The organism is Spirosoma fluminis (assembly GCF_054778895.1).
Window position 1 is genome coordinate 160,585 of record NZ_BAAGZD010000016.1, and the last position, 25,870, is coordinate 186,454.

The 25,870-nt window shown below is 51.3% G+C and carries 22 protein-coding genes and 2 pseudogenes; 3 read left to right on the forward strand and 21 right to left on the reverse strand.

Translation table 11 applies throughout. The features are described from left to right. Positions 1–23: 23 nt before the first annotated feature. From ACYVBJ_RS18655 to ACYVBJ_RS18675, 5 genes are all read right to left on the reverse strand, one after another. Entirely contained in the window at positions 24–206 is a 183-nt protein-coding gene (locus ACYVBJ_RS18655; protein WP_460983818.1) for a hypothetical protein, read from the reverse strand. Positions 207–661: 455 nt separating this feature from the next. After that, a complete protein-coding gene (locus ACYVBJ_RS18660; protein ID WP_460983819.1) occupies positions 662–1,114 on the reverse strand; it encodes a DUF2214 family protein in 453 nt (150 codons plus the stop codon). Between the two features lie 23 nt (positions 1,115–1,137). Next, complete coding sequence (locus ACYVBJ_RS18665; protein WP_460983820.1) at positions 1,138–1,557, reverse strand: DUF4267 domain-containing protein; 420 nt, start codon at positions 1,555–1,557, stop codon at positions 1,138–1,140. 64 nt (positions 1,558–1,621) lie between these two features. Continuing rightward, positions 1,622–2,197 carry a Crp/Fnr family transcriptional regulator gene (locus ACYVBJ_RS18670; protein WP_460983821.1) on the reverse strand — a complete coding sequence of 192 codons (576 nt, stop codon included), beginning with the start codon at positions 2,195–2,197 and terminating at the stop codon, positions 1,622–1,624. A 192-nt stretch (positions 2,198–2,389) separates the two neighbouring features. After that, the gene (locus tag ACYVBJ_RS18675) at positions 2,390–4,114 is read right to left on the reverse strand and encodes an alpha-amylase family protein (RefSeq protein ID WP_460983822.1); all 1,725 of its coding nucleotides are present in this window, start codon (positions 4,112–4,114) and stop codon (positions 2,390–2,392) included. Between the two features lie 209 nt (positions 4,115–4,323). On the opposite strand from ACYVBJ_RS18675, the gene ACYVBJ_RS18680 reads away from it, so the two are divergent. Together ACYVBJ_RS18680 and ACYVBJ_RS18685 are read left to right on the forward strand one after the other, a co-directional pair. Further along, positions 4,324–5,028, forward strand: a complete 705-nt coding sequence (locus tag ACYVBJ_RS18680; protein WP_460983823.1) for a DUF421 domain-containing protein — start codon at positions 4,324–4,326, stop codon at positions 5,026–5,028. A 12-nt stretch (positions 5,029–5,040) separates the two neighbouring features. After that, entirely contained in the window at positions 5,041–5,733 is a 693-nt protein-coding gene (locus ACYVBJ_RS18685; protein ID WP_460983824.1) for a DUF421 domain-containing protein, read from the forward strand. A gap of 96 nt (positions 5,734–5,829) precedes the next feature. Here the strand turns inward: ACYVBJ_RS18685 and ACYVBJ_RS18690 are convergent, their stop codons facing one another. The 15 genes and pseudogenes from ACYVBJ_RS18690 to ACYVBJ_RS18760 form a co-directional block, all read right to left on the reverse strand. Beyond that, the gene (locus ACYVBJ_RS18690) at positions 5,830–6,897 is read right to left on the reverse strand and encodes an endo-1,4-beta-xylanase (RefSeq protein ID WP_460983825.1); all 1,068 of its coding nucleotides are present in this window, start codon (positions 6,895–6,897) and stop codon (positions 5,830–5,832) included. Between the two features lie 85 nt (positions 6,898–6,982). Further along, positions 6,983–7,783: an SDR family NAD(P)-dependent oxidoreductase gene (locus ACYVBJ_RS18695; RefSeq protein ID WP_460983826.1), complete on the reverse strand. Its 801-nt coding sequence runs from the start codon at positions 7,781–7,783 to the stop codon at positions 6,983–6,985. 33 nt (positions 7,784–7,816) lie between these two features. After that, the gene (locus tag ACYVBJ_RS18700; RefSeq protein ID WP_460983827.1) at positions 7,817–8,653 is read right to left on the reverse strand and encodes a ThuA domain-containing protein; all 837 of its coding nucleotides are present in this window, start codon (positions 8,651–8,653) and stop codon (positions 7,817–7,819) included. A gap of 7 nt (positions 8,654–8,660) precedes the next feature. Then, positions 8,661–9,812, reverse strand: coding sequence for a Gfo/Idh/MocA family protein (locus ACYVBJ_RS18705; RefSeq protein WP_460983828.1), 1,152 nt, complete (start codon positions 9,810–9,812; stop codon positions 8,661–8,663). Positions 9,813–9,883: 71 nt separating this feature from the next. After that, the gene (locus tag ACYVBJ_RS18710) at positions 9,884–11,290 is read right to left on the reverse strand and encodes a putative oxidoreductase C-terminal domain-containing protein (RefSeq protein WP_460983829.1); all 1,407 of its coding nucleotides are present in this window, start codon (positions 11,288–11,290) and stop codon (positions 9,884–9,886) included. Between the two features lie 91 nt (positions 11,291–11,381). Continuing rightward, positions 11,382–12,791, reverse strand: a complete 1,410-nt coding sequence (locus tag ACYVBJ_RS18715) for a Gfo/Idh/MocA family protein (protein ID WP_460983830.1) — start codon at positions 12,789–12,791, stop codon at positions 11,382–11,384. A gap of 78 nt (positions 12,792–12,869) precedes the next feature. After that, positions 12,870–14,984, reverse strand: coding sequence for an alpha-glucuronidase family glycosyl hydrolase (locus tag ACYVBJ_RS18720; protein WP_460983831.1), 2,115 nt, complete (start codon positions 14,982–14,984; stop codon positions 12,870–12,872). Then, positions 14,981–16,234 carry a mannonate dehydratase gene (gene uxuA / locus ACYVBJ_RS18725; RefSeq protein WP_460983832.1) on the reverse strand — a complete coding sequence of 418 codons (1,254 nt, stop codon included), beginning with the start codon at positions 16,232–16,234 and terminating at the stop codon, positions 14,981–14,983. The genes ACYVBJ_RS18720 and uxuA overlap by 4 nt, the downstream gene beginning before the upstream one ends. Positions 16,235–16,304: 70 nt before the next feature. Next, positions 16,305–16,439: a hypothetical protein gene (locus ACYVBJ_RS18730; RefSeq protein WP_460983833.1), complete on the reverse strand. Its 135-nt coding sequence runs from the start codon at positions 16,437–16,439 to the stop codon at positions 16,305–16,307. A gap of 4 nt (positions 16,440–16,443) precedes the next feature. Beyond that, complete coding sequence (locus tag ACYVBJ_RS18735) at positions 16,444–17,796, reverse strand: MFS transporter (RefSeq protein WP_460983834.1); 1,353 nt, start codon at positions 17,794–17,796, stop codon at positions 16,444–16,446. Positions 17,797–17,827: 31 nt separating this feature from the next. Further along, the gene (uxaC, locus tag ACYVBJ_RS18740; protein WP_460983835.1) at positions 17,828–19,267 is read right to left on the reverse strand and encodes a glucuronate isomerase; all 1,440 of its coding nucleotides are present in this window, start codon (positions 19,265–19,267) and stop codon (positions 17,828–17,830) included. 22 nt (positions 19,268–19,289) lie between these two features. Then, on the reverse strand, positions 19,290–20,690 hold the full coding sequence (locus ACYVBJ_RS18745; protein WP_460983836.1) for a glucuronyl esterase domain-containing protein: 1,401 nt from the start codon (positions 20,688–20,690) through the stop codon (positions 19,290–19,292). 100 nt (positions 20,691–20,790) lie between these two features. Beyond that, positions 20,791–22,074 carry a mandelate racemase/muconate lactonizing enzyme family protein gene (locus tag ACYVBJ_RS18750; RefSeq protein WP_460983837.1) on the reverse strand — a complete coding sequence of 428 codons (1,284 nt, stop codon included), beginning with the start codon at positions 22,072–22,074 and terminating at the stop codon, positions 20,791–20,793. 25 nt (positions 22,075–22,099) lie between these two features. Continuing rightward, positions 22,100–23,050, reverse strand: coding sequence for an RraA family protein (locus tag ACYVBJ_RS18755; RefSeq protein WP_460983838.1), 951 nt, complete (start codon positions 23,048–23,050; stop codon positions 22,100–22,102). 416 nt (positions 23,051–23,466) lie between these two features. After that, positions 23,467–23,925: pseudogene (locus ACYVBJ_RS18760) on the reverse strand (endo-1,4-beta-xylanase). A gap of 426 nt (positions 23,926–24,351) precedes the next feature. Here ACYVBJ_RS18760 and ACYVBJ_RS18765 point away from each other — a divergent pair. Continuing rightward, the gene (locus tag ACYVBJ_RS18765) at positions 24,352–25,374 is read left to right on the forward strand and encodes a LacI family DNA-binding transcriptional regulator (protein ID WP_460983839.1); all 1,023 of its coding nucleotides are present in this window, start codon (positions 24,352–24,354) and stop codon (positions 25,372–25,374) included. A 60-nt stretch (positions 25,375–25,434) separates the two neighbouring features. Here the strand turns inward: ACYVBJ_RS18765 and ACYVBJ_RS18770 are convergent. Further along, positions 25,435–25,870 (reverse strand): annotated as a pseudogene (locus ACYVBJ_RS18770) (xylose isomerase); the annotation flags it as partial.

The window sequence follows — 25,870 nt, forward strand, 5'->3', positions numbered from 1 at the left end:
CTATCACGCATCGCACGAGTAATTTAAACCCAGCACGTCGTTGGCCCTGATGCTCCGCTTGGGCAGGGTTTTCGCCAATGAGACAGAAATAACGTAGCGTCAGCGAGGTATGGCTCACCCAGTATGAAGTAGTTGACAAAAGGGATGATTGGGTATTGTCCCAGCAGCAGCCAGTCGCTACGATCCAGGATAAACCATTCTTTCATAAGTTAAGGATTAGAGATAACAAATATATCCAAAACCCTTTTACTGAGCTGTTTCACATAGCCGCATCGGTCGCTTGGCATGGTGAAGCTCGTGCGAGATACGTTAGCTGTGATTGGCGGCAAGTAGAAACTGTCAATCATCATATCCGTTTCAATCAGCAATGCTCGGTTCCCATACATTCCGGGGTGTATTCCTAGCGTTACGCCGAAGAGTTTAACCACTGCCGAGATCGGTCATAAAAGCCGGTAGTTACAGTATTCAGTGGGGTAAATAAGGTCTTTTATGAAGATGGGGTATGTTCAATGAAGTGTGTCATTTTTTCAGACCTTCAAATACGGCTTTACCCGATCTCCGTACAAAATGGCCAGTTGCCGCACGCTCACTGATTAAGTAGGCTGCACAATGTAGATACACTAGCTGAGGATGGGGATATGGAGCTTTTGATTTTCGCAGGCTAATCAAATTTACATACCGCCAGGATGATAATGGCTAAAAACACCAACGTTTGAACCGTGTGAAACCTATTTAATTTTGTGACTGCGGGGGTGATTGGTGAACTCAGGACAACGCCTTCAGCAGACAGGTTATTGGTTAATGTTTTCATCTGCGGACTACCCACCAGAAGTCCATTCAGCGGAAGCAGCAAAATCAGCCCTAGTTTTATTTGGAGCCACAGCTGGTGCAAAAAAACGCCCTCGGTTATAATCATTAGTCCGGTTCCGGAAAGGACCAACAATACACCACCTGCTAGTAATATCGTTCCAAGACCCGACATGAGCCGTAAAAGACCCACGGATGCTTTACCGTTCGTCTTCAGCAGATTTATAAACGTACGGAAAACCACTAATTCGGTGACCGTAGTTCCAGCCATGAGCACTAGGCCGGAAAGATGCATGACCAGCAGCAACTGCCGTAACGTTAGCGGATCCATCAGACAGTCGCTTTTTTACTGTTCCTCAATAATAAAAAACTGGTGATGGCCATGTGAACGGCGGTAGAGCCATGGACCAACATACGCGGCAGGTCTATCCCGTTGTGCAGATAAATTAGCAGGCAGTCCGTAAAAGGGATAATGATCGCTGCTGTAAATACATAAGCGGTCGCTTTTTTCATCCGGCCTAGCAGTAAGGCTAAAAGAGCTAATCCCGAAAAGATATCACGTATTCCCTTTATCCTACCGAAAGCAAGATCTGAGCGGCCTGACGGCTGTATGCCGAACTCTTCCACACTGATCTGGGGGATTAGAACGAACCTTACACCGATGAAGAGAATTCCCAGCGCGATGAACATGGTCATCCAGTAGGAGATGGACCGGAAGCCCCATGGGGCTACTACATTTTCTGTTTTCATAGTTTGGTCGATTGACACTACAAATCTCGCGACCCAAAAACAGCCAGTCGTTCACCCAGGTTAATTAATGCTTTCTGGCCATTCTTTTTCGAATGCGGCTCAGGGATTGGGGCTTTATGCCGACATAGGAGGCAATGTAATATTGCGGGATGCGCTGCCCTATATCAGGGAACTTGTCGGAAAAGGTCTGATACCGCAGCTCGGGCGAGTCGTTGTAGAATGAATATATCTGGTTGATAGCAGTCACAAAAACCTCTCCAATAGCCAACCGTCCAAACCGTTCACCATGTTCTACTTGTGCGTAAAACACTTCCATGTTGGCTTGGCTAATACTGAAAATGGTAGAGGCTTCCAGCGCCTGAATGTTCGTCAGGGATGGCTGTTGAGGGAGAAAGCTGGCGTAATCACAAACGAAGTCGCCCTCTTTGTTAAAGTAGCTTGTCTTTTCCTCCCCGTCGATACTGGTATAATACCGAACCAAGCCCTGTTCAATAAAAAACACGTTTTTGCAGACTTGGCCTGCTTCTAGCAGATGATCGCCTTTTCTGAATTTTTGTTGGCGAAACAAAGAAGTAATTATATTCTCATCATCTGGGGAAAGCGGAATGTAATGCTGAATGGTTTTGAGAAGTAGATCCATTCTCAAAAATAAGTATGGGATAGCTTTGCTCGTACGAGCAAAGAAAGAAGTAGAGTTATATTTGCTGCGTAGTGTGCGTTTTGGTTGCAAACGCGGGGCCGCTCGTTCAGGAGATAATAACCGTTTTCGCACCGGTTTACCAATTCAAAAGAAAAGGAGGGGCAAGGCAATTCTCGTACCTCCTTGAATAAATCACTTGATCTGGTACCAGTTGTAGCCGTATCTTCCTAACGCAATTGGGTACTTGCCGTTACCATTCGCTTTTTGCTGACTTTTATCAAGTAGGCTGGATAAGGTGCTGGCTGGCTTTTCGTGTAGTCCTATCTGGAATTGCTGTGCGCTCTCGCCGAAGTTATGCACCATCAGTAGCGAACGGCCCTGCCAGTCATACTGAATGGCCAGTACGTTAGGGGAGTCCGTTTTTAGCAACCGCCAGTCGCCCCAACCGATTTCAGGATGCTCCTTGCGGATTTTAATCATTCTGGTCAGCCAGTTGAGCAGGGAAGTAGAGTCGTGGCTTTCGGTGGCTACGTTTACGCGCTGGTACCCGTACGGGCCCTGACTAATGATCGGTCGAACGGTTTTGGAAGAGGTTGAAAAACCCGCATTGGGCTCAGTTGACCACTGCATAGGGGTACGTACCGACAGGCGCTCTTTCAGCCGCAGATCATCGCCCATGCCCAGTTCTTCGCCGTATCGGATTGCCGGAGCACCTGGCATGGACAGCAGGACGCTGTAGGCCAATTCAATCTGTTGGCGGTTACCCAGCATAGTGGCCAGTCGGCGACGGATACCGCGGTCATATAACTGCATGGACGTATCCGGGCCAAATTTCTCGTACACTTTGTTACGTTGCTTTTCGGTAAGCCGACCCAGATCAATTTCGTCGTGGTTCCGCAGGAAGTAAGCCCATTGTGCCGTTGGCGGAATGCCTTTGGTATCTTCCAGTGCTTTGGTAAACGGTTCCAGCTCGCCCGTGGCCAGGGCATAAAACAAATGCTGATTGGCAAAGAAGTTGAACATCATCTGCATCCCCGAGCCCTGTTCGCCGAAATAAGGTTTCTGATCTTTGGGATCGACATTGGCTTCGCCTAACACCATGGCATCCCCTTTTCGCCATTGAATGAACTGGTGCATTTGCGTAATTAGCTCAAACTGATGCTCCGGCTTATCAGGATCTGCATCCCTATCCATTTTTTCGATGAAAAAGGGAACAGCGTCCAGCCGAAAGCCCGACATACCAGTTTTCAGCCAGTGGCCGATGATTTTTCTTACCTCTACCTGCACCGCTGGATTCTGGGCATTCAAATCCGGTTGAAACTTATAAAAACGGTGATAATAATACTCGTCGGCTTGTGGGTCGTAGCTCCAGGTTTCTTTCTGTACGCCCGGAAAGACCATGCCTTTATCCCATTTTTTCGGTTGGTCTTTCGACCAGACGTACCACGTACGATAGGGAGACTTTTTATCGCATTGGGCCTGTTTGAACCAAGGGTGCTGATCGGAGGTGTGGTTAATGACCAGATCCATAATCACGCGAATATTCCGGGCTTTGGCCTGCTGCATAAACTCGTCAAAGTCGGCGCGGGTACCGATGCGTTTGTCTATCCCGTAGAAGTCAGTAATGTCGTAACCGTCGTCACCGTCTGGCGAGGGTTGAAACGGCGAGAGCCAGATCACGTCGACTCCCAGCTTTTTCAGGTAATCCAGCTCCTGAGTTAATCCTTTAAAATCACCAAAGCCATTGCCGTCCGTATCTTTAAAGACCTTCACGTCGAGGTTATAAATCAGGCTGTTTTTGTACCATAACTCTTTGATGAAATCGGGCGGAACCGGTGTTGTGAGAATGTCTTGAGGGGCTTTCCGCTGGCACTGAAGCAGTGCAATGGCGCATAAAATCAGGAAGAGCTTTTTCATGAACGATCTAAGCGATTGTCTGAACAACCACTCAAAATAAAAATTGCTTTATATCCTGATTGTCTGGTCTTCGGCTTAACCGGTTTATGGATTCAACGATTTAGGCGGACCATTCGCTTATTCTTTTTCGCTCAAGCCAATAAACCGATTTAAAAGTCAATCATTTCTAGAGAACAGCAAGTTGACAAAGGCAGTTAACAGGTAAGGTGATGAAGAAAGAGGAGATACGATTAGACGATTGGAAGCGGATTCTGTTTGGCGTGGCACCGCCAGAATTTTTGATAGAAACACTAGTTCGAGCCATCCTGATCTATTTAATTCTGCTGGTGGTTGTTCGGCTCCTGGGCAAACGAATGAGCGGGCAGTTAACCATTACGGAAATGTCGGTAATGGTGACAGTGGGGGCCATTATTTCACCCTCGCTGGAAGCGCCCGACCGGGGTATTTTGCTGGCTGTTGTGGCTATGTTGTGCATGATGACATTTCAGCGGGGGCTTACGCTCTTGGAGTTTAAATTTAAGAAGTTTGAAAATATTTCGCAGGGCGAAACGACCATCCTGATTAAAGATGGCATTCTGCAGCTGAACAATCTGGTTGACACCCGGATTACCCGACAGCAGATTCTTGCGCAGTTAAGAGCCAAGGAAATTTATAACCTCGGCGAAGTGAAGCGCCTGTACATTGAAGCCTGCGGAGCGTTCAGCATCTATAAGCACAAAGAAGCAAAACCGGGTTTGTCAACGCTGCCCCCCGACGATACGTCGATCCAGAAAATACAATCCTGTGCGGATGATACGGTCGCCTGCACGAACTGTGCTAACACCGTGCCTGCTTATCAGCAGGACAAGCCTTGTCCGGTATGTAGTCAGCAGGTATGGACAAAGGCCGTTCAGCCGGTTAGCGAACCGGCTTAATTAGTAACGAGTATGAAACCAGAAGACATTCATGTAACTGATTGGATGCGTATCCTCATGGGCGAGGTGCCGGGTGAGTATTTGATTGAAATTGTGATCCGTATCACGTTTGTTTACTTACTGCTGATGGTATCCATGCGTTTGATGGGCAAACGCATGGCTGCCCAGTTAAGCCGAAATGAACTGGCCGCTCAGGTGTCGCTGGCAGCCGCTATCGGTATGCCTATTCTGGCACCCGACCGAGGCCTGTTACCGGCTGTTGTTGTGGCGCTGGTGATTGTGTCTATTCAGCACCTTGTTTCTAGCTTGGCCTACAAAAACCAGAAGTTTGAAGCGATTACGCAGGATAATATCAGTGTACTGGTCGAAAATTCGGTGATGCACCTGGATAGTATGCAAAAGGTCCGTATTACGCGGGAGCGGCTCATGGAACAGCTTCGTTCGGCCGGTATGGAACATTTAGGCCAGGTAAAACGCCTGTATATAGAAGCCAGCGGGAGCTTTACGCTTATCTCAGATGAGGAGCCTCAACCCGGACTATCCATTATTCCTGAATCAGATCCGGACTTTAGGAATTCACAGAAAAAAGCGCCGGACTTGTTTGTGTGCCATACCTGCGGCAATCCCAGACAAACCACTACGCAACCCAACGAACTGTGCGAAAATTGCCAGGACAATAATTGGGTCCAGGCTGTGGAGGTTTAACGAGTACACCGATACGTAGTGGCCTATATAAAGCAGAAGCCCTCAGCGCTGAAGATTAGTTGCTGAGGGCTTCTGCTTTATGTATGTCTGGGATAACTAGAATTTCACTACCTCCCAGTACGCTTTCTTGGGTTTAAAGTCAGCGTCTAAGAGTAACGGATAATCTTTACGGCCGGGAACCGGGAAGTTATCGAGCCATGTCGATTTGTCGCATACATTCCAGAACGTAACGCTGGTGACCTGTTTTTTGTGTTTGCGGAACATGTCGAATAGCATCTTATATTGAGCGGCTTGCTTAGCATCCATGTCAGGGGTGAACTCGCTCTTATCCGTGTCTTTCTTTGCCCGGCGCTCGTGCTCTTTCGGGTACACCGATACGTCTAGTTCCGTGACTTGCACCTTCAGTCCCAGACTGGCAAATTTGGTAATTGACTCTTCCAATTCCTGCGCTGTCGGCTCGTAAATCGACCAGTGCCCTTGCAAGCCTACGCCCTGAACGGGTACGCCTTTGGCCTTCAGCCTTTTCAGCAACTGATAAATCTTTTCCCGCTTTGCCGCGCTCTCTGTGTTGTAATCGTTGTAAAACAGCACCGCGCTGGGGTCAGCTTCGTGTGCATATTGAAATGCTTTTTCGATATACTCCTCCCCGGCAATCTCGTAAAACTTAGACTTGCGATACATACCGGTACCCGTATCCGGAACTGCTTCGTTCACGACGTCCCAGGCATAGATCTTTCCTTTATACCGCCCCATTACGTCATTAATATGCTGTTTCATCCGAGCAAAGAGCGCATCTTTGCTGATTTGCTGGCCCGACGCATCCGTGAAAAACCAACGGGGCGTTTGATTATGCCAGCAGAGCGTGTGCCCACGCACTTTCAGGCCGTTCTGCTGAGCAAAGTCAACGATAAGGTCGGCGTCTTTCCAGTTATACCGGTTTTCTTCGGGATGAATGGGCCCCATTTTCATCGCGTTCTCCGGTGTCAGGCTATTGAACTGCTGCCGAATCAAATCGGCATCCGGGCCAGTCAGGTTTCGAGGGGCCACAGCCACGCCGATCGGGAAATAGTTTTTATAATAATCCTTTAACCCCTTCTGGTCCTGAGCTAGACTGGTGCACCACACGAGCAGTGCGAGTGGAATAAGTGTTAGTTTATGCTTCATTACTTTTTATAGGTTCTTTGGGTTTGTTAATGGCGAGTGCCGGGCAAGCGAGCAGAACTAGTTTTATACGGACAAGGCAACGGGCTTAGAAACCAATTGAATTCCCCCCATCAACGGGTAGCGATGCTCCTGTGATGTAGCGGGCTGCATCGGAAGCCAGGAATACGGATGCCCAGCCGATGTCTTCGGGCTTACCGAACTTACCCATGGGCGTCCGGCGCATGGCGCGGGCAAACCGGTCCGGATCACCACTCATGGCCGTCTTGCTCATGGCTGTTTCGATGAAGCCCGGCGCAATCGAATTCACGCGAACGCCCTTACCCGACCATTCCGACGCCAGTACTTTCACCATGCCCTCGACGGCTGATTTTGAAGCGGCATAGGCGGCTACCCGATCAATACCGTAGTAAGCGGCCATCGACGAAATCATGATGATCGAGCCATTTTGGCGTTCAACCATTCGTTGTGCGCAGGCGCGGGTCAGGCTAAAGACGGAGTTGAGGTTGGTTTGAACAATGCGGTCAAAATCATCATCGCTAACCTCCAGCGCAGGTTTTTTCATGTTGATCCCGGCGTTGTTAACCAGTATGTCAATAGGGCCGTACGTCGCTTCGATGGTTTCAACGAGTCCGTCCAGCAACTCCCGGGCCGTTACGTCGTTGACCATATAATGCGCCTGGTCGCCCAGCGTTTCGGTCGCTTCCTGCAGAGGTTGTTCTCGGCGGCCGGTTATAACGACATTGGCGCCGGATTGTACCATGCAGCGGGCAATCTCAAAGCCAATACCACTGCCGCCACCGGTGATCAGCGCGAGTTTGCCTTCGAGCGAGAATACAGTGGTGTGGGTTGGTTGCACGTCTGCCTGAGTAGCTGATAACTGTTCCATTAATAGGTAGATAATAGCTGAACTGTGTTGTTTTTATCGAATAGGCGTATCTCTCGAATCGGCGTACGCTTTGCCGAAATCGATCTTTTTCACTTGGCCGGCTACGTAGCGAAGGCCCTGAAAAAGATGCTGGGTGAACGTAGCGTCTTCGTAATCGTTTTTGTGGTGACCGAGGGTTGTGCACCAGGTATACCCACCGTCGAAGTTGTAATACCAGGCTGATGGATACAATTTCGTGTATGACCCACCGAACATCTTGACCTTTTCGGGTTCCCGTCCGTCGAGGGATGTCAGGTCGTTGGCCATAATGACCGTCGGGCCCGGCGTCATATCTTTGGTGAAATAAAATTCGTCTTCTTTTTCCCATACCTTGGGTAAGCCCTGCATGGATGGGTGCTTGGTGTCGAGTATGTTAATCCGAATCTTTTGATAAGGCGGGTGCCAGGCGAAGGTGCCCCCAATCATGCGTTTGAACCAGTCCCAGTTCCGTTCGGTACCCATCACCGAGTGAATACCCACAAAGCCGCCACCGGCTTCGATATAGCGCCGAAAAGCCAGCCGCTGGGCATCCGTATCGAAAACGTCGTTGTTCGTACTGGGAAAAATCAGTGCTGTGTACTGCTTCAGATTATCTTCCGTAAATACGGATGGCTGATCCGATACGTCTACCTTAAAGCCGTGCTGCTGCCCGAGTCGCTGAATGCACTGAACGGCGTTGGGAATGTTGTCGTGAACGTAACCTTTGCCGTTTTTGGTGTACACCAGCACCTTCACCTTTTTCCAGTTAACCTCATCGGTTGACCAGCCCAGGTTAGGTATGACAAGCCACAGAAGTAGCGCCCAAAAGGCTCCCGAAGTGAATCGACTCATGCGTAAGTTACACCTTGAGATTTAGAGGTTGAGCCTGTTTCTGAGCCCGGAGCGCTAGTTCAGTCGCCAGAAAGCAATGCTCCTGCGACATCGCCGTTTCGGTGCGGTTCAGGACGTCGTTGACGAGTTGTTCACCATACGGTAAGGGCTCTTTGCTGCAATCAACGTAACGCGTTTCTTTGTGATCGGTGATGAACAGGTGATTGCCGCCATCCCGTCCGCCGGGATCAATGTTCTTACGTATCTCAATGAACCCATCCGTACCTAAGATTGTCAGGCGTCCGTCGCCCCACGACTTTAGTCCGTCGGGGGTGAACCAGTCGACGCGGATATAACCTGTACCGCCATTACCGCGCAGCATCACATCGCCAAAATCCTCAAATTTGGGATATTGCGGATAGTGGACGTTACCAACCTGTGAGGCAACGATTTCCGCCCTAGTCGAACCCGTAAAAAACAAAAACTGGTCGAACTGGTGCGAAGCGATGTCGCAGATAATGCCACCAAACCGCTTTTTGTCAAAGAACCAGTCTGGTCGCGATTTAGGCGTCATCCGGTGTGGGCCCAGGCCGATGGTCTGAATCACTTTGCCAATGGCACCGGACTTCACCAGCTCGCCAGCTTTCACCGTTGCGCGATTTTCCAGTCGCTCACTGTACATGATCGAATAGATACGCTTCGTTTCCTTTTGTACTTTGCGTACGTCGGCAAGTTGCTCAAGAGTTGTAATACCGGGCTTGTCAACCATGTAATCTTTGCCAGATTTCATTACCCGAATACCCAGGGGCGCCCGTTCGTCGGGGATGATTGAGCTGAGCACAAGCTGGATGGACTTGTCGTCTAGAATCTCCTGTTCGCTCTTCGCCTGTTTTGCCTGCGGATGCCGTTTGGCAAATTCGGCTGCCAGATCCGGTTCTTTAGCGTAGAAGGAAACCAGTTCGCCACCACCCCGAATCACCGCGCCCACCTGCCCATAGATGTGGCCGTGGTTTACGCCAATTACGGAGAAGCGAATGCGGGCGGCTGCCGGTTTGCTCCCGTGTATGGCCGGACTTTCGATTATTGAGGCAGGTGAAGCTAAAATCTCGTTAGAGAGAGCGGGCGCAACGACCAGACCAGCCGCTGTCTTTATAAACTTCCGTCGGTTTGCGTGTGACATGTTTTAAAGAGTGAAAGAGTGAATGAGCGAAAGAGTGAAAATCTGATTCCATGTGAAAGGTGTTCGCTCTTTCACTCTTTCATTCCGCTTCGGCGGTCCGATTCGCTCTTTGATGCTTTTGCCATTTCCAATGCCTGTGTTGTGGTGTAATACTTGGCAATCATGTTCGGGACCTCCCATTCGGGTAACTTACCCGCTTTCAGGTATTTCAGGTAATTCTCAGTCACCCGGCCGAAGTGGGCTTCGTGACCTTCCTTATAGTTATCGGGAATCGTGATCTCCCAGCCGGTCTTCAGCTTTTTCAGTTCAACACCGGGGTATTTCTGCTGAACGGTTTTCAGAGCGGCCGACAAAGTATTGGCGAAAGCCACGTTGTCGGTGAGGGGCTCGATATACAGCGTCGGTTTGTACTGTTGCTCGGCTCCCTGACGAATGATCAGATTTGCCTTTGTGCCGCGCATGATGGAGTAATGTGTATCACCCGCGCCTTCGGGAGCTTTGTAAGCCCAGGTGACAGACACTTTAGCGTGTACCCCACGAAGCTGATAGTTAATCTCGCCGTTGCTGTACACCTTCAGAAGGGTGTCGTTGACTACGTCTTTTTTCAGATAGTCCGGAAAGCTCGGCTGGTTTGTGATCGTCTGAAACTGACTGCGGGTCATATCCGTTGTCCACCGGCGAGCGGTGTTCAGGCGGATGTCTTTTTTGTAATCAAGCGTCTGATTCGGAAAACATTCCCACTGCACCAGATCGACCAGGTGCGTCGTTACGTCGACAATACCTTCGCCCTGCTGGGCTACGTCCATAAACCAGCCCGGCCGTTGCAGCACACTGCCCGATACGTATTTGTAGAAGTGGTGTACGCTTTCCTTCGTAACGGCAGGATTTTCGGGCGTCCCTTTTTCCAACGTACCAAAGACAGTTGGCAGCATTGAGAACTCACGCTGCAACAGCGTAGTGATCTCGAAACGCTCGGTCATGATGTCGTACAGCAGCACGTTTTTTTTGGCCGCTGAGGTGAACGCATCTTTCAGCTGATTGAAGTTGCGCGCGTCGATCACCATCGGCTTGTCGGCCAGTACGTTGAAGCCAGCGTCGACCGCTTTTTTGATGTACTCCGTCTTCGTTCGGTTGTTGCCCGCAATCACCACCACATTCCCGCTCTTATCAGCGAGCATCTTATCGAAATAATCAGTTCCGGTATAAACCTCTTCCTGCCAGCGGGTCGGATTTTCTGATCGTTGGTTATACGACTTGATTCGGTCCAGATGCAGTTGCACGTCCGGGCCTTTCGGCGCATACACATGTACAACGGGGCTAACATCCGGATACATACTCTTCTGGACCAGAGCCGCGTGAAAATGCCCCGGATCTAAGGTGACCAGTTTATAAGTGGCCTCCTTCTGAGCGAAAGCGGAGGTAGCTGCGCTAACGAGCATGATCAGAACGTGGCGGTTAATAGCAGGAAACAGTTTCATGTGTATTGAATTAATCGTCGAGCGGCCCAACGGCTTAAGTATGCTTTTATACAGCTGTATTTCGTTATTGACAAGACGGACTTAAACCAGATTATCTCGTTTTATTACTGGCCAGCATTTTAATGGCGTATTCTTTGCGTTGCGGGCGAGACAGAAATTTGTTGGCTTCCGGATCGTTTTTGAATTGTTCTTTTTTGGGGTCCCAATACAGCTTCCGCGGTAGCTTCATGGCTACCTGGTGGAGCAGGCAGGCGGTGCAGGAACGGTGTCCAATCTCCGCTGGGGCGATCGGCTCTTTCCGGCTAACAATGCTTTCCAGCCAGTTGCCGTGGTGTTCTTTGCTGACGGTCAGATGTGTTTCGTTCGGGCCAATCACCGACGTAAGCAGTTTCGGGTCGCTGGCGTCTAGTTTCTTCGCTGCGTTTTGTTTGGCAACCGGGTCGCTGGCCGTAACCGACGCATCACCGCGCGATACAAAAATCCAGCCGTCGGTACCTTCGAATTTGATGCCGTTGGGAATTTCGTTGCTCACGATCATGTGAACGCCATTCTCATACATGGCTTCCGTCCGGAAAATACCGTGCACATTCCAAAGGCCACTTTTCGGGAAATCGGCTTTGCCCCAGATTTCGATTGGTCCTGTGTGTTCGGTGTTCATGGCCCAGTGTGCGCAGTCGATGTGGTGCGAGCCCCAGCCGGTGATCATACCCGCACCAAACTGTTCGCAGCGTAACCAGCCCGGCCGGTCGTAGTCAGCCTGGGGATGCACACGCTTTTCGGTATAGTATACCTCGGGCGTAGTACCGAGCCACATGTCGTAATTCAGGTTTTTCGGAATCGGCATTTCGGGTTCTTCATCACCCGCCGGATCACCCGGTAAGCCGACATACACCGTTTTCAACTGGCCAATACGTCCGTTACGTACTAACTCAGCCGCGTATCGAAACTGTTCCGACGACCGCTGCTGGCTACCGACCTGCACGATCTGGCCCGATTGCTTCACAGCATCAGCCATCATACGACCTTCCGATATGGTCAACGATGCCGGTTTTTGCATATATACATCTTTCTTCGCCCGTACGGCATCAATCACGATGGGGGCGTGCCAGTGGTCGGGCGTACTGACCAGGACGGCGTCAACGTCTTTGTTGTTCAAGAGTTCACGGTAATCCGTATACACGCGTACGCCATCGTACTCTTTACCGGTTTTCTTGGTGTAATAGCCGTTGACCAACTTCTTTGCGTCTTCGGCGCGTTTGCTATCCAGATCGCAGACGGCCATAATCAAGGCATTATCGTATCGCCAGACGCCCGGCATGTCGTGGCCACGAGAAATACGTCCTGTACCAATAGCACCGATATTAATCCGGTTACTCGGCGCGTTTTTACCGAATACTGATGCGGGTACAATGGTTGGGAAACCGCTGACGACAGCCGTAGTCAGGGCGCTTGTCTTCAGAAAGTTTCTTCTTGACAGAGCAGGGGTTTCTTCATTCTTCATGGCCTTGATGCTTAGGATTATCTACAAAAGTTGTCAACGTACTATACTTACCTACTTCTACTCAACGTAATGCGTTTGCTAACGCATCATGTACACGTCGACAAGGTTTTTTACGTCTTCCAGCGAGCGTTCCGGCTTTTTGAACGGTGTCGGAATGGGTTGTCTGGCGTATTGCTGTAGATACAGCACCCAGGCATCGCGCCACCAGATCGCTTCTTTATGCTGTGTGGTTAACCGGCCTGCTACATCCGCGTAAATTTCCGGGTCAACCGCTGGCTTTACCTGCGCCCATTGCTGCTGCATCCAGGTTACGGAGTCGGCTCCGGTGTAGAAGCGCGTACAAAGCTCATCCCACAGCGTCCGGCCGGTGCTCAACTTCTTGGTCCAGGGAACATGGTGGAACCAGAGCAGGTAGGGCAGGGGACAGGTTTCTGCGTTAGTCCACTGCTGCTGTACTTCGGGTCTGTACTGAGCGAGCGCATTGCTGCCGCTTGGGGTTCTGTCAAAACCGACACCTATTGAATCGGCCCGGTGGTAGTAAACGGCTGTCCAGTCGGGGCGGGGGCTTTTATTCTGCCAGGGTTCGGGTGCAAAGTGCACGCCAGTCCAGGGCCGGGAAAGGCCTAAAGGCGTGTTATAATTGACATAAATCTCCCGTGACCGAAGCATCAGATCCGTGATCCGTTTCACGGTCTGCGGTTCAGTCGTCAGGGTCATTCTTACCCACTCGTTCGCAGTCGCTTCGGACGACAGGGTATGATCCCAGGCTAAGCGTCCGAAGGCGTACCAGTTTGCCTGCGCCATCGGGTGCCCCGTCCAGTTACGATCAGCCCCCGTGTTGGCTACTCCCGCCATGGCTGTTATTGGATAACCATGCAGGCTACCATCAACTACCTTGGCTACAGTGGACCCCTTACCTTTCACGTACGTATCCGATTCCAGACACTCTTTGAAGATAGGCGCTTCATAGACCCAGTGGGTAGCGAAACCTAAGTACTCCTGCGTGATCTGAAATTCCATGCCCAACGGTGTCTGCGGCATATTACCGAACAGCGGAGAGAATGACTCGCGGGGTTGAAAGTCGATCGGGCCGTTCTTTACCTGCACAATAACCTTTTTGTCAAACTTGCCATCCAAAGGAGCGAACTCCTCGTAAGCCGCTTTGAACCGGTCGGCTTTGGGATCGGCCTTGTAGACAAACGCTCGCCAGATCACCACGCCATCGTAGGGTTTCATAGCTTCGGCCAGCATATTGGCGCCGTCGGCATGGGTGCGGTTATAGTCCTGTGGCCCCGGTTCTCCTTCCGAGTTGGCTTTGACCAGTAATCCTCCAAAATCAGGAATCGCCTGGTAGATCTCTTTTATTTTATTGGTCCACCACTTACGTACCTCCGGATCAAGCGGATCGGCCGTTTTGAGACCACCTACCGTTTTTGGCGCGGCCCAGTAAACCGACAAATAAACCCGAATACCGTAGGGCCGGAACACCTTAGCCAGGGCTGCTACCTTTTGCAGGTATTCATTCGTCATGAAGCGGGCGCTGGCGTTGACGTTGTTGACCACTGTTCCGTTAATGCCCAACGATGCGTTGGCGCGGGCGTAATCTTTATAACGGGGGCTGATGGTCTCGGGCAGTTCATACCATTTCCAGAGTGATTCACCAGCATAACCCCGCTCGATGGTGCCGTTTACGTTATCCCAGTGGTTAAGCATCCGGTATTTCACCTTTGGGCTGCTGGTTACCGAAACAGTCTCAATCGGCTGCCGCGTTTGCAGATGACGTAACAAGGCGAAAGCCCCGTACAATGCCCCGGCATCCGATTTACTCGTGATAACAATATTGTTTTGCCGTTTACCGATCTGATAGCCTTCGTTGTTTAGCTGCTGGATGTCTGCGGCATTGGTTACGGCTAAAACGATACCTCCGGTTTTCCCACTGATGTTAGTGATGACCGGAATTGGTTTGCCTAATAAGCCTTGTAGGCCAGTTTGCAGCTCCTCGGCGGCTGACTTTAGAATCGGACTGTTACCGCTGAGGGCGATAAACTGCGCCGAACGGACGTAACTGTCCCGCCGGGCCGCGTCTTTTATTAGATCATACTTCAGCCAAAGCCGATAGCCATCATCGGCCCGGCTGCTGGCTGCGATACACAGCAAGGTAATGATCCAGAAACTGACTCGTTTATAACTCATTTACGTTCTTCTGCTAGTTCAACTACTTCGTTCTCCGCCAACGACCGCTCAATGCCGAACTCCAGCCCCCGAAGCTCGGCTAAACCGCGCAGGCGACCAATCGCTGAGTAGCCTGGATAGGTTTTTTTGTGTAGATCGTCAAGCATCTGGTGGCCGTGATCGGGGCGCATCGGTATGGACGTAACGCCAACACCCGATTGGGTCCGTCGTTGCTGTTCCAGGACAATTGCCTTGATCACGGCGTACATATCCACATCCCCTGCTAAATGATCGGCTTCGTAAAAATTATGGGGCCGGTTGGGTGTTCCGCCTTCTTCCCGTTTTGTGGTGCGCAAATGGATGAAGTGAATACGTTCGCCGAAGCGCTGGATAATGCCCGGCAAATCGTTGTCGGCGCGTATTCCCAGCGAACCCGTACAGAACGTAATGCCGTTGGCCGTTACGTTGCAAGCTGCCATCAGCTGCGCCAGATCGGCTTCGGTGCTGACAACGCGGGGTAAACCCAATAAAGGAAAGGGCGGATCGTCGGGATGGATGCATAGATTAACCCCTGCCTCCTGCGCAACAGGAGCCACTTGTTGGATGAAATAGTACAGGTTGGTACGTAGCTCGGCGTCGCCAATCTGCGCGTATTCATCCAGCAAACCCTGGAATGTTTCGAGTGTAAAGCTTTCTTCTGAGCCGGGTAAGCCTAACAACACAATGGCGGATAGTTCTTCAACCCGGGCCGGGCTCATCTGGGTAAACTTCTCGTAGGCAGCTGCTGCAATCTCCGGTTCATAATCGGCTTCCGCACCTGGTCGTTTCAGGATGCAAAGGTCAAAAACGGCGAAGTCCTCCCACACGAATTTTAGCGCCCGGGACCCGTCGGGCATCTCGTAGTTCAGGTTCGTACGCGACCAGTCGAGTACGGGCATAAAGTTGTAGCAGACTGTTTGAATACCGCAAGCTGCCAGATTTCGAATCGACTGTTTGTAGTTCTCGATGTAGGTTGCGCGGCTTGACCGACCTTTTTTGATGTCTTCGTGAACCGGCAGGCTTTCAACGACAGCCCAGTGTAACGAAGAATAGCGACCATTGTCGGCCTGTACAATCCGTTTCCGCTCTTCGATCTCCTCGACAGACCATACCTCGCCCACCGGGATCTGATGCAGTGCTGTTACGACACCTGCGCAACCCGCCTGCCGAATATCCATCAATGAAACCGGGTCGTTCGACCCGAACCAGCGCATGGTTTGTAGCATTCCCATTCAGACTCTATTTTTTATTCTGCGCAAGTGGCGCCTTAAACTGTTGATTCGCAAATTCGATAAATACCGGCTAGTCGAGCGAGTTGACATGGCCTCCCTCATGATTCCGAAAAGCCACCTGTCCGCTGATTGGCGCTACATCAGGAATGGGCACTTCATTGGTGCCGACTCCTTGTGTACAGATGAACGAACTGGCGGTTCTCATGGGCTTATGCGGTAACAGTAGCTTTTCGGCGGAATACGAACGCGTACAGCAACCCCCAGGCAATCAGATAGGCTAATCCGGCAATGTAAAAAATGACGTAGTACCCTTCTGATAATTGCCCTAACCCTTTGTAATGATCAAGAATCCGGCCGACCAGCAAGGGGAACAAGGCCCCGCCCAGCGTTCCGGCCATGGTACCAAACCCAACGACGCGGCTTAATACGTGCTTCGGGAACTGATCGGCGGCTACAGTGAAAATATTGGCCGACCAGGCCTGGTGAGCGGCTACGGCTAACGATAGAATCGCAATCACCGGCCACATACTGCCCATCTGGCTAATAAGCATTACCGGAGTGACGCATAAGGCAAACAGCGCCATGGCAAATTGGCGCGCCCGCGTTGGGTTCCAGCCCTTCTGAATCAGCGTAGACGACAGCCATCCGCCCCCAACACTACCAATGGTTGCGGCCAGGTAGATGATAATTAACGGGGCTCCGAGTTTTTTCAGGTCAAGATTATAGATGTTGGCCAGGTAAGAGGGCAGCCAGAACAGGAAGAACCACCAGATGGGATCGGTCAGGAGTTTACCACCCATGAAGCCCCAAATGGCCCTATTCTTAAAGATAGGATATGACGTTTTTGCGTCGGGGCTCAGCAAATCGGTCGCGGCTGCATCGCCGAGCGCGGCTGGTTCAACGGGTGGCTCCTCGTTGATATAAGCCAGTTCGGCCGCGTTGACGCGCTTATGACGGGCGGGAACTTCGTAATAAAACCACCAGGCGACGATCCAGATAAAGCCCAGAGCACCCGTGACGATGAAGGCCATTTGCCAGCCCGCAACGAGAGCCAGCCAGGGCACAACTGCCGGAGCGGCTACCGCTCCAATGTTCGCACCTGAGTTGAAAATGCCAACCGCCAGCGCCCGCTCTTTCTGCGGAAACCACTCTGCCACGGTCTTAATCGAAGCGGGAAAGTTACCAGCCTCGCCGATGCCCAGGAATGCCCGGGCGACCATGAATCCGAACGTACCACCAGCCAGGGCATGACCCATTGCGGCCAGGCTCCATACCAGAATTGCGCCGATGTAGCCTAGTTTAGTTCCAATCTTATCGATCAGATAACCGGCGAGTAACGTACTGGTGCCGTAGAAAAACGTGAACACCGTAACGATGTTGGCATAGTCCGATTCGCTCCAGCTAAACTCTTTCTCAAGAATTGGCTTTAACAGACTGATAACCTGTCGGTCTAAATAATTGATTGTAGTCGCAAAAAACAGCAGTCCCACAATGGCCCACCGATAATTGCTCCGTCCATTTAGTGGCCCGATCCCAGAAGCCTGGCTTCTGCTGTCAGTCATGCCCAGTGGTGTAGCACCAGTAGACGAGGAGTTAGTTTTCCCAATCAAAGTAGTTTATGACATTATGGTAAGCGATGTTGGCTGCCAGTTGCCCCAGCCAATTGAGGTCTTTAGGTAAAAGACCTTTTTCGATATCCTTACCGATGAGGTTGCATAAAATTCGTCGGAAATACTCGTGCCGGGAGAACGACAGGAAGCTGCGCGAGTCGGTGACCATGCCTATAAACCGGCTCAGCAGCCCCATATTGGACAAAATATTGAGCTGGTTCTCCATCCCATCTTTCTGATCGAGAAACCACCAGGCTGATCCCCACTGAATTTTGCCGGGCACGCTCCCATCCTGGAAATTGCCGGTCATGGTGGCAAATACATCGTTATCCGCCGGATTGAGATTGTATAGTACTGTCTTGGTAAGCTGATCGGTTTTGTCCAGCGCATCCAGGAATTGAGCCAGCCGATTGGCCTGGCGTAAATCGCCCATCGAGTCGACTCCGACGTTTATTCCGAGTTGCCTGGTCAAACGACTGTTGACCTGACGTAACGCACCGATGTGAAACTGCTGTACCCATCCGCGCTGGTGATACATCCGACTTAATTCCAGCAGAACGTAGCCGGTCAGCTGATCAAGCTGGGCGGGGTCAGCAACCAGTTGTCCATGTAATAGTTTGTTGAACGTAGTATCGAGTTCAACGGTACGTTCGGCTACGGCTGGCATCTGCGACAGACCGTGGTCGGCCGCCCGGCAACCGGTTTCATGGAAAAACTGAACCCGCTGCTGTAAAGCCTCCACAAACGAATCTAAATCGGTAATGGCCACCCCACTGATAGTCGTCAACTGTTCGACTCGCCCCCGCCACTGCGACGTAGCCACCGGCAACAAGGCATCAGGCCGGAAGGTCGGTAGCATACGGAGGGCCGTTCCTTCGGCGGTAAACTGCCGATGATACCGCAGATCGTCTGTCGGTTCGTCAGTGGTGCAGACGACCCGTACGTTGTGGTACTGGAGCAGGGTCCGGGCGGTCCATTGGCTTTGTAGCTGTTCATTGCATTGGTCGTAGATCGACTGGCTGCTGGTTTCGTTCAGCGGTTGCGTTATGCCGAAGGGGCGCTTCAGCTCCATGTGTGTCCAGTGATACAAGGGATTCCGCATGGTGTAAGGAACGGTCTGCGCCCAGGCGTCGAACTTCTCCCGATTAGTGGCATCACCCGTAATTAACCGCTCCGGAATGCCATTTGCCCGCAAGTCCCGCCATTTATAGTGATCGCCTTTCAGCCACAAATCGGTCATGTCCGCGTAGCGCTTATCCTGGGCTACCTCATCGGGCGGTAAATGATTGTGGTAGTCGACGATAGGAAGCTTCTCAACGAACTCGAAGTAGAGATAACGGGCAGTTTCGCTTTCCAGTATGAAGTTTTCGTCCAGGAAACTGCCCGTTGCCGATGGGCTATAATCAATGTTCAAAGCGTGCATGTTCACTGCGTTTAGGTAGTTGTTACTGACCCCGCTGTTTGGCCGTCGTTCTTTTCGCACGCATGTACCGATCCGCAAACTGAAGAAACGTAGGCCAGTTAGGGCCGGTGGTGTGCCCGCCACTGTGCTGGCGAAAGGCAATGTCGCCGGTAACAAGTCCTGTTTCGAGGGGTGGAAACTCGGTTGTGCCAAGTCCTTTTTTACCGAGCAGTTCATACACTGGCCCGGCATACGCGCCCCCCAGAAACATGCCTTTTGCATCAACCCATTGCCCTTCAACGGTAGGCGATCCTGAGCTGATAAACACCGGACGGGGGGCGCAGAGTGCGACCAGTTCGTGGGCGTCGACCGGTAAATCGTTGGGCGTTAGTGGACCGGCGTATTTAATGAAATTACCCGCCATCCAGTGGTATTCGGCCGAAGAGGCTACGTTCTCAACCTGTTCGCCAAACGTGCGCCGGTGAATTTTTACTCCCCCTTCGCCCGAGGAACCGATAAAGCCAATCGCGAAACGGGGTTCATACGCCATCGTAACTACGGCCGCTTTACCGTAGCGCGACAACCCTTCAATACCCACCTGTCTGGCGTCAACGGCTTTGTCGGTTTCAAAATAATCTAAGGCACGGCTTGCGCCCCACGCCCAGGCACGTAGCGCCCCCCAGTCGTCGGGTTTGCGCGGCTGGCCTTTGTTAACCAGACCAATAATCCCTTCTGTCAGCCCCGCGCCGTTATCGGCCTGATAACTGGTCGGATAAAGAATGGCGTATCCCCAGCCTTTCGCCAGCAACTGCTGCTGCCAGCTAAGAGGAGCCGGAGCCGATGAGGGCGGTTGTGGCAGACGAAAGCCAGCCGGAAAGCGGAAACCGTAGCTCATCATGACCGGTACCGGACCGGAGGCACTGATGGGCGTAGCTAGGGTCAGCTCAATGTTCACTGTAATGGCCGGATACGCCGAATTATCCACTCGACCGACCAACTGCTTCAGTCTAACCGGATAGCTGCCATCAACGGTATCTTTCGTACTTACCACCTCCCAGGACACTTTAGGCGTATTAGCGGGCATACGTCCGTATACTTCCCGATCGAAATCTTCGACGATTTCGGGCCTTCGTTTCTGCCACCAGTCTTTGGCTGTCGTGACTTTTTTGCCATTTTTCAGCGTCAGTGGATCAGGCAGTGAGGTATAGGTCGTGGCTTTGCTTTCATCTACATTAGCTGCGTTAGGAGCTTTTGGATTTCCCGACGGCCCCGGCCGCAATTCTTTGATGTTTAAAGCGGCCAGCATCGCACGGTGGTCGGCCTGGGTTTTGCGTTGTTGCCGGGCAATCAGACTGTCCTGTTCAGGCGTGCGCGGACCAAATTGAGCCAGAGCCGCCAGCGGTGCGACCATCAGCAAACTATATAGGATTCCAGTTTTACGCATCGTAATTAAGGTATTGACTCTGTTTACAGCCAGCGGTACAGTTTCAAAAGACAGCTAGTTGCCCGACAGTTGGTTACTATGTTGAAACGCTAAAGCGGTTTTATACGAAGAACGGTACGTCCTTAGGCGCATATTTGCGCATGCCTTCTTCGTTGATTTCGACGCCGATGCCGGGTTTTTCAGATAATGGGATAAAACCGTCTTTGACCATCGGTCCGTCGAAGGTGACAATCTCTTTGAACATGGGCTCCTCGTGGAAGTAAATCTGCCATTCCAGAATGAGGAAATTGGGCACCGACGCGCAGACGTGGCTTGAGGCCATAGCGCCCAGATACGACGCTACCATGTGCGGAGCAAAGGGAACGTAATACAGGTTCGACAGATTCGCAATTCGTTGGCCCTCGCCGAGACCACCCGCTTTTTGCAGGTCAGGCATGATAATGTCAACCGCGCCAATTTCGAGCAGCTTCCGGAATCCGTGCGCCAGGTAGTGGTTTTCTCCGGCGCAGATCGGTGTGTTCGAGGCCTCACGAATTTGCTTGTAGGCTTCTGGATTTTCGGCCGGAATGGGCTCCTCCAGAAACAGCAGATTCAGCGGTTCCATCATTTTCGCCACGCGTCGACCCGTTGTTACGTCGTATCGCCCGTGCATATCCACGCAGATGTCGACCTTTGGGCCAACGGCTTTGCGAACACCGGCAATCTGGTTATACATCCGCTCCAGCTCACCCTGACTGGCCGTCCAGTTGTAGGCGTCGAACTTGTTGGGGTCGTTACGTTCGTCGATGTCGTATTTGACCGCCGTAAAACCCATGTCAACGGCTCGTTTGGCGCTTTTACCGAAGGACTCAGGCGTCGTATCTTTCTCGCGATAAGCACCCGTGTCGCAGTAAACGCGGATTTTATCCCGGAACTTACCACCTAATAGTTGATAGACCGGCATGCCCAGTGCCTTGCCGACCAGGTCCCAAAGTGCTGTTTCAATGGCCGAGAGTACCGAGATGTACATACCGGACTGAGCGCCTTCAAAGAAACCTGATTTGCGGACATCTTCAAATAAGCGATTGACGTTCAGTGGACTTCTGCCTTTGATCCGCTCGCCCATCATTTTCACCAAATGATACGTCCCGACGGAGGCATCGACCGCTTCGCCACAACCCCAGATTCCCTGATTGGTATGTACTTTCACGAACAGGCTGTGTCCGTTGCGGGTATAGCCGCACTTGATATCTGTAATTTTCAGATCGGATGGTGCCGATGATTGTGGAGCCCGATGAACGGCGGTTTCCAGCCCTTCGCCGAACGTAGAGATGGAGGTTGCCGCGAAGGCACTGGCTATGGCGCTTTTGGTTAAGAATGAACGCCGGGATGATGTAAAGCTCATGGTTGTAAAAAGGTTAAGCGTTCGGTTACCAGGTACGGGTTTTCAGAAGCTCCTGGATCTGCTCTTTAGGAACAGGAAGTTCGTTGATGTGGGTGTTGAGCCACTGCGAAAAATCTTTCTCGATTTCGGCCGACCAGCGCGTGTCAATCTGGCCCGAGGTATATTTCTGTTCCCGCAGCCGCTGGTGGCTGAACATATCGCGCAGCCGGACAATCTCCGAGGTCTTCACGACCTTCTCGGCCAGGTGGGGCGGAATAAAGATAACCCCGCCGTCGCGGCCCAGCACTACGTCGCCCGGCATAACCATGACCCGGCCAATGCGGGTCGGATGGTTCATACTCACTAAGGTCGTATTCAATGCTCCATTCGCATCGTTCAGGTGGTGAGAAGGGTGATACGAGCGGAAAAACGACGTAAAGCCGCCTAATTCTTTGAGGCCGTTGATGTCCCGAACGGCTCCTTCGTACACAATCCCGTTACCGGTTCGGGTATAGATATCATTGCCCAGGTTGTCGCCGATGGTGGGGCCGTCTTCGTGCATACCAAACTGATCGACTACGTACACATCGCCTTTGGTCAGTAGTTCAATGGGCCAGGTATTCTGCGGCTTCACCTTACCTGTTCGCTCCTGCCCTCGTTTATCCGTTATCCGCTGCACATCCGGCCGGCCGGGCATAAACGTAGCCGTGACCGCGCGACCCACCAGGACACTGTCGGGGTTGATGACCTGCCAGCCATCGGCGTACTGGTGTTTGTAATTCTCGTTGCGGAGAACCGCCCAGGCTTCTTCCTGCGTCACCAGTTTCATGCGTTTTAGAATGGCATCGGAAACTTTAGGTCGCCCATCGGGATAGCGTTCGCCTTTCCATTCCGGGGTTAAAAAGATCAGTTCCTCTTTGGAAATCTGTTGCCCAAATGATGCTATTGCCTGACCGAAGAGGCAGAGCACCGTGGCTGAAATAATCGTCAGCTTCATGAAAATTCAGGAAAAGGTTACGAGTTTGACATACATCGCCTATAAGGAGTTATATATGTCTGTTCTACCTAATGCAACCGATTGAATTATTGCCTGTCATACGTGTGGCAGGCACAGCGGTTTAAAAACACATCCTACCAAGCTGGCAGGATGTGTAAGTACTACCCATGATGAATCTTAAAAATATGCTCTGAACAGGCCGGCGCGAACCTGACGAAATCGGCTACTGATCTCTAATTCCTTTCAACAACCCGGCGTAGGCAGGTTTTTTCTGGTGGTTCTGATCCCACAACGTTGGAAAATCGGTTCGTCCCTGCGAGGTGACAATCCCACTGTCTTTATCCGTTACGTTTCAGACCGTGACGCCGTACCGCTGGGACGCGTGCACATTCCGGATATATGATCGGACAATGTAATTAAACATAGCCGCCTGGTAGTCCAGCCATAGTTGGCTGTTGCTGAAATCGGCCACGCATATTCAGATTCACGCGAATGTCCATCTCAGTAATTTTGACTCTCAGGCCCGTAGCTGCCATTTTCCGAAAAGCGTAGTCGATACCCGCGTGCGGAGTGTTCCCGCTTACGTGCATCTACGTGCCAATTCCGGCAATAGGCACTTTCTGCGCCTGTAGTTCTTTCATCAGGCCAGGCAGCGAATCGAGCTTGATGTTGCTCGACTCCAGATTGTAATCGTTAATGAACAGTTCTGCCGTGGGATCGTCCTGAGCCGCGTAGGTAAAGACTTTGGCAACGTACCCCCGGCCCAGATACTGCGCCCGGTAATACGTGTCGCCTTGTATGGTCTGATCCTGAGCGTTTACTGCCGTGAGCACACTAACAAACAGCGCCAGCATCACTAACAGGGCTTTAACCATAATCGGCCATTGACAGGCTGCTACTTCATCTTTCGTGATTGACTTCTCTTATTATGTAAACGTTTACCAATCATTTATAAGATTTAACTTAAATCGAATGGACCTGACCTGTGTAAGTACAAGCTTAATGCAAAGTATTAATGAAAAAATTAAAATTGCAACCGATTGCGGAAATTATTGTGGATAAAATTAGCTTTAGCGCGATTGTATAGATTTTTCTAGGGTTTTCCCTAGGATATAGCGTACATTGGTTGACCGAAGGCGGTAACGTTACGCTCTAAAGCAAGAAATGAGCTGGCAACAACATAATAATATCCTGTTTCACTTACGCATTTATTGCGCAATGGGTTGCATAGATTGCTACTATTTTGATCTCGTCTGCTAACTTGTTCCGGTAATCCCCGCTGCGCCACACGTACCCATTGTATGGAGAAGGAAATAACGATTTATGATATAGCCAAGCGATTAAATTACTCGCCTGCAACCATCAGCCGTGCCCTGAATGATCACCCCGCTATTCGCGAAGACACAAAAGATTTGATTACCACGACGGCCAGGCAAATGGGTTACCGATCCAATACCTTTGCCAGCAATCTGCGCCGTCAGCGGACGAATACAATTGGCGTTATTGTGCCACGCCTGAATAGTAATTTCATGTCTACGGCTCTGGCCGGCATGGAGAAAGTCGCCAATGAAGCTGCTTACAACCTGATTATCAGTCAATCGCTGGAATCAGTCAGGAAAGAGGTTGCTAACGCCAAAACCATGTTTAACAGCCGGGTCGATGGCCTGCTGGTTTCAGTGGCGTATGACACCGAACAAATCGATCATTTCGAGGCATTCATTAATAAAGGTATTCCGCTGCTGTTCTTCGACCGGGTGATCAACCACGAGCAGTGCACCAGTATTGTGATTGACAATACGCAGGCCGGTTATGATGCTACGTGTCACTTAATTGAGCAGGGGTGTAAACGGATTGTTCACGTAACCGGTAGTTTGCAGAGAAACGTATATGCCGACCGGTTAAAAGGGTATCGGATGGCGCTGCTGGAGTCCGGATTGCCTTACGACGAATCGCTGGTGATGGTCGGCGACTTAAGCCAGGAAGCAGGAATCGAAGCTGCCAGGCGCATTCAGGCGATGCCCGACCGACCGGATGGGGTTTTCCTTGCCAATGACTTCTGCGCCGTAAGCTGCATCCGCGTACTGAAACAGGCTGGCCTTTCGATTCCAAACGACATTGCCGTTGTTGGATTTAATAACGATCCGGTTTCTCAAGTCATTGAACCAAACCTGACCACGATCCATTACCCTGGCGAAAAAATGGGTGAAATTGCCGCGCAGAGCCTGATCAACCATTTAAATGGCTCCATGAACATTCAGGTAACCAACCGGATTGTCTTACACTCGGGACTAATTATCAGAGACTCATCGCTTAAAATAAAGTAAGCAGTACGTACGTAACGGAGAGATTGTTACGTACGTACTGCTTAGTCAAATCAGGCAGGCTTAAATATACTGATTAATGATCATCTCGTAGAGCTCCTGCTTGCCGCTGAGCTGCTTGGGCTCCCCCTGGGCAAGCGCATACGCCCGCAGATCCTCCAGCGTCAGCTCGCCCTGCTCGAAACGTGCCCCCTCCCCACTGTCATAACTGGCGTAGCGATCCGAACGCAGCTTCTTGTAGGACGACTGCTCCAGGATGGCCTCGGCCGCAATCGCAGCCCGCGCAAAGGTGTCCATCCCACCAATGTGGGCAATGAAGAGGTCCTCCAGATCCGTCGAGTTGCGACGCGTCTTGGCATCGAAGTTCACCCCGCCCGACTTGAAACCCCCCGCTTCCAGGATCACCAGCATCGCTTCGGTCAGCTCATAGACGTCCACCGGAAACTGATCCGTGTCCCAGCCGTTCTGGTAGTCTCCCCGGTTGGCATCAATCGAGCCC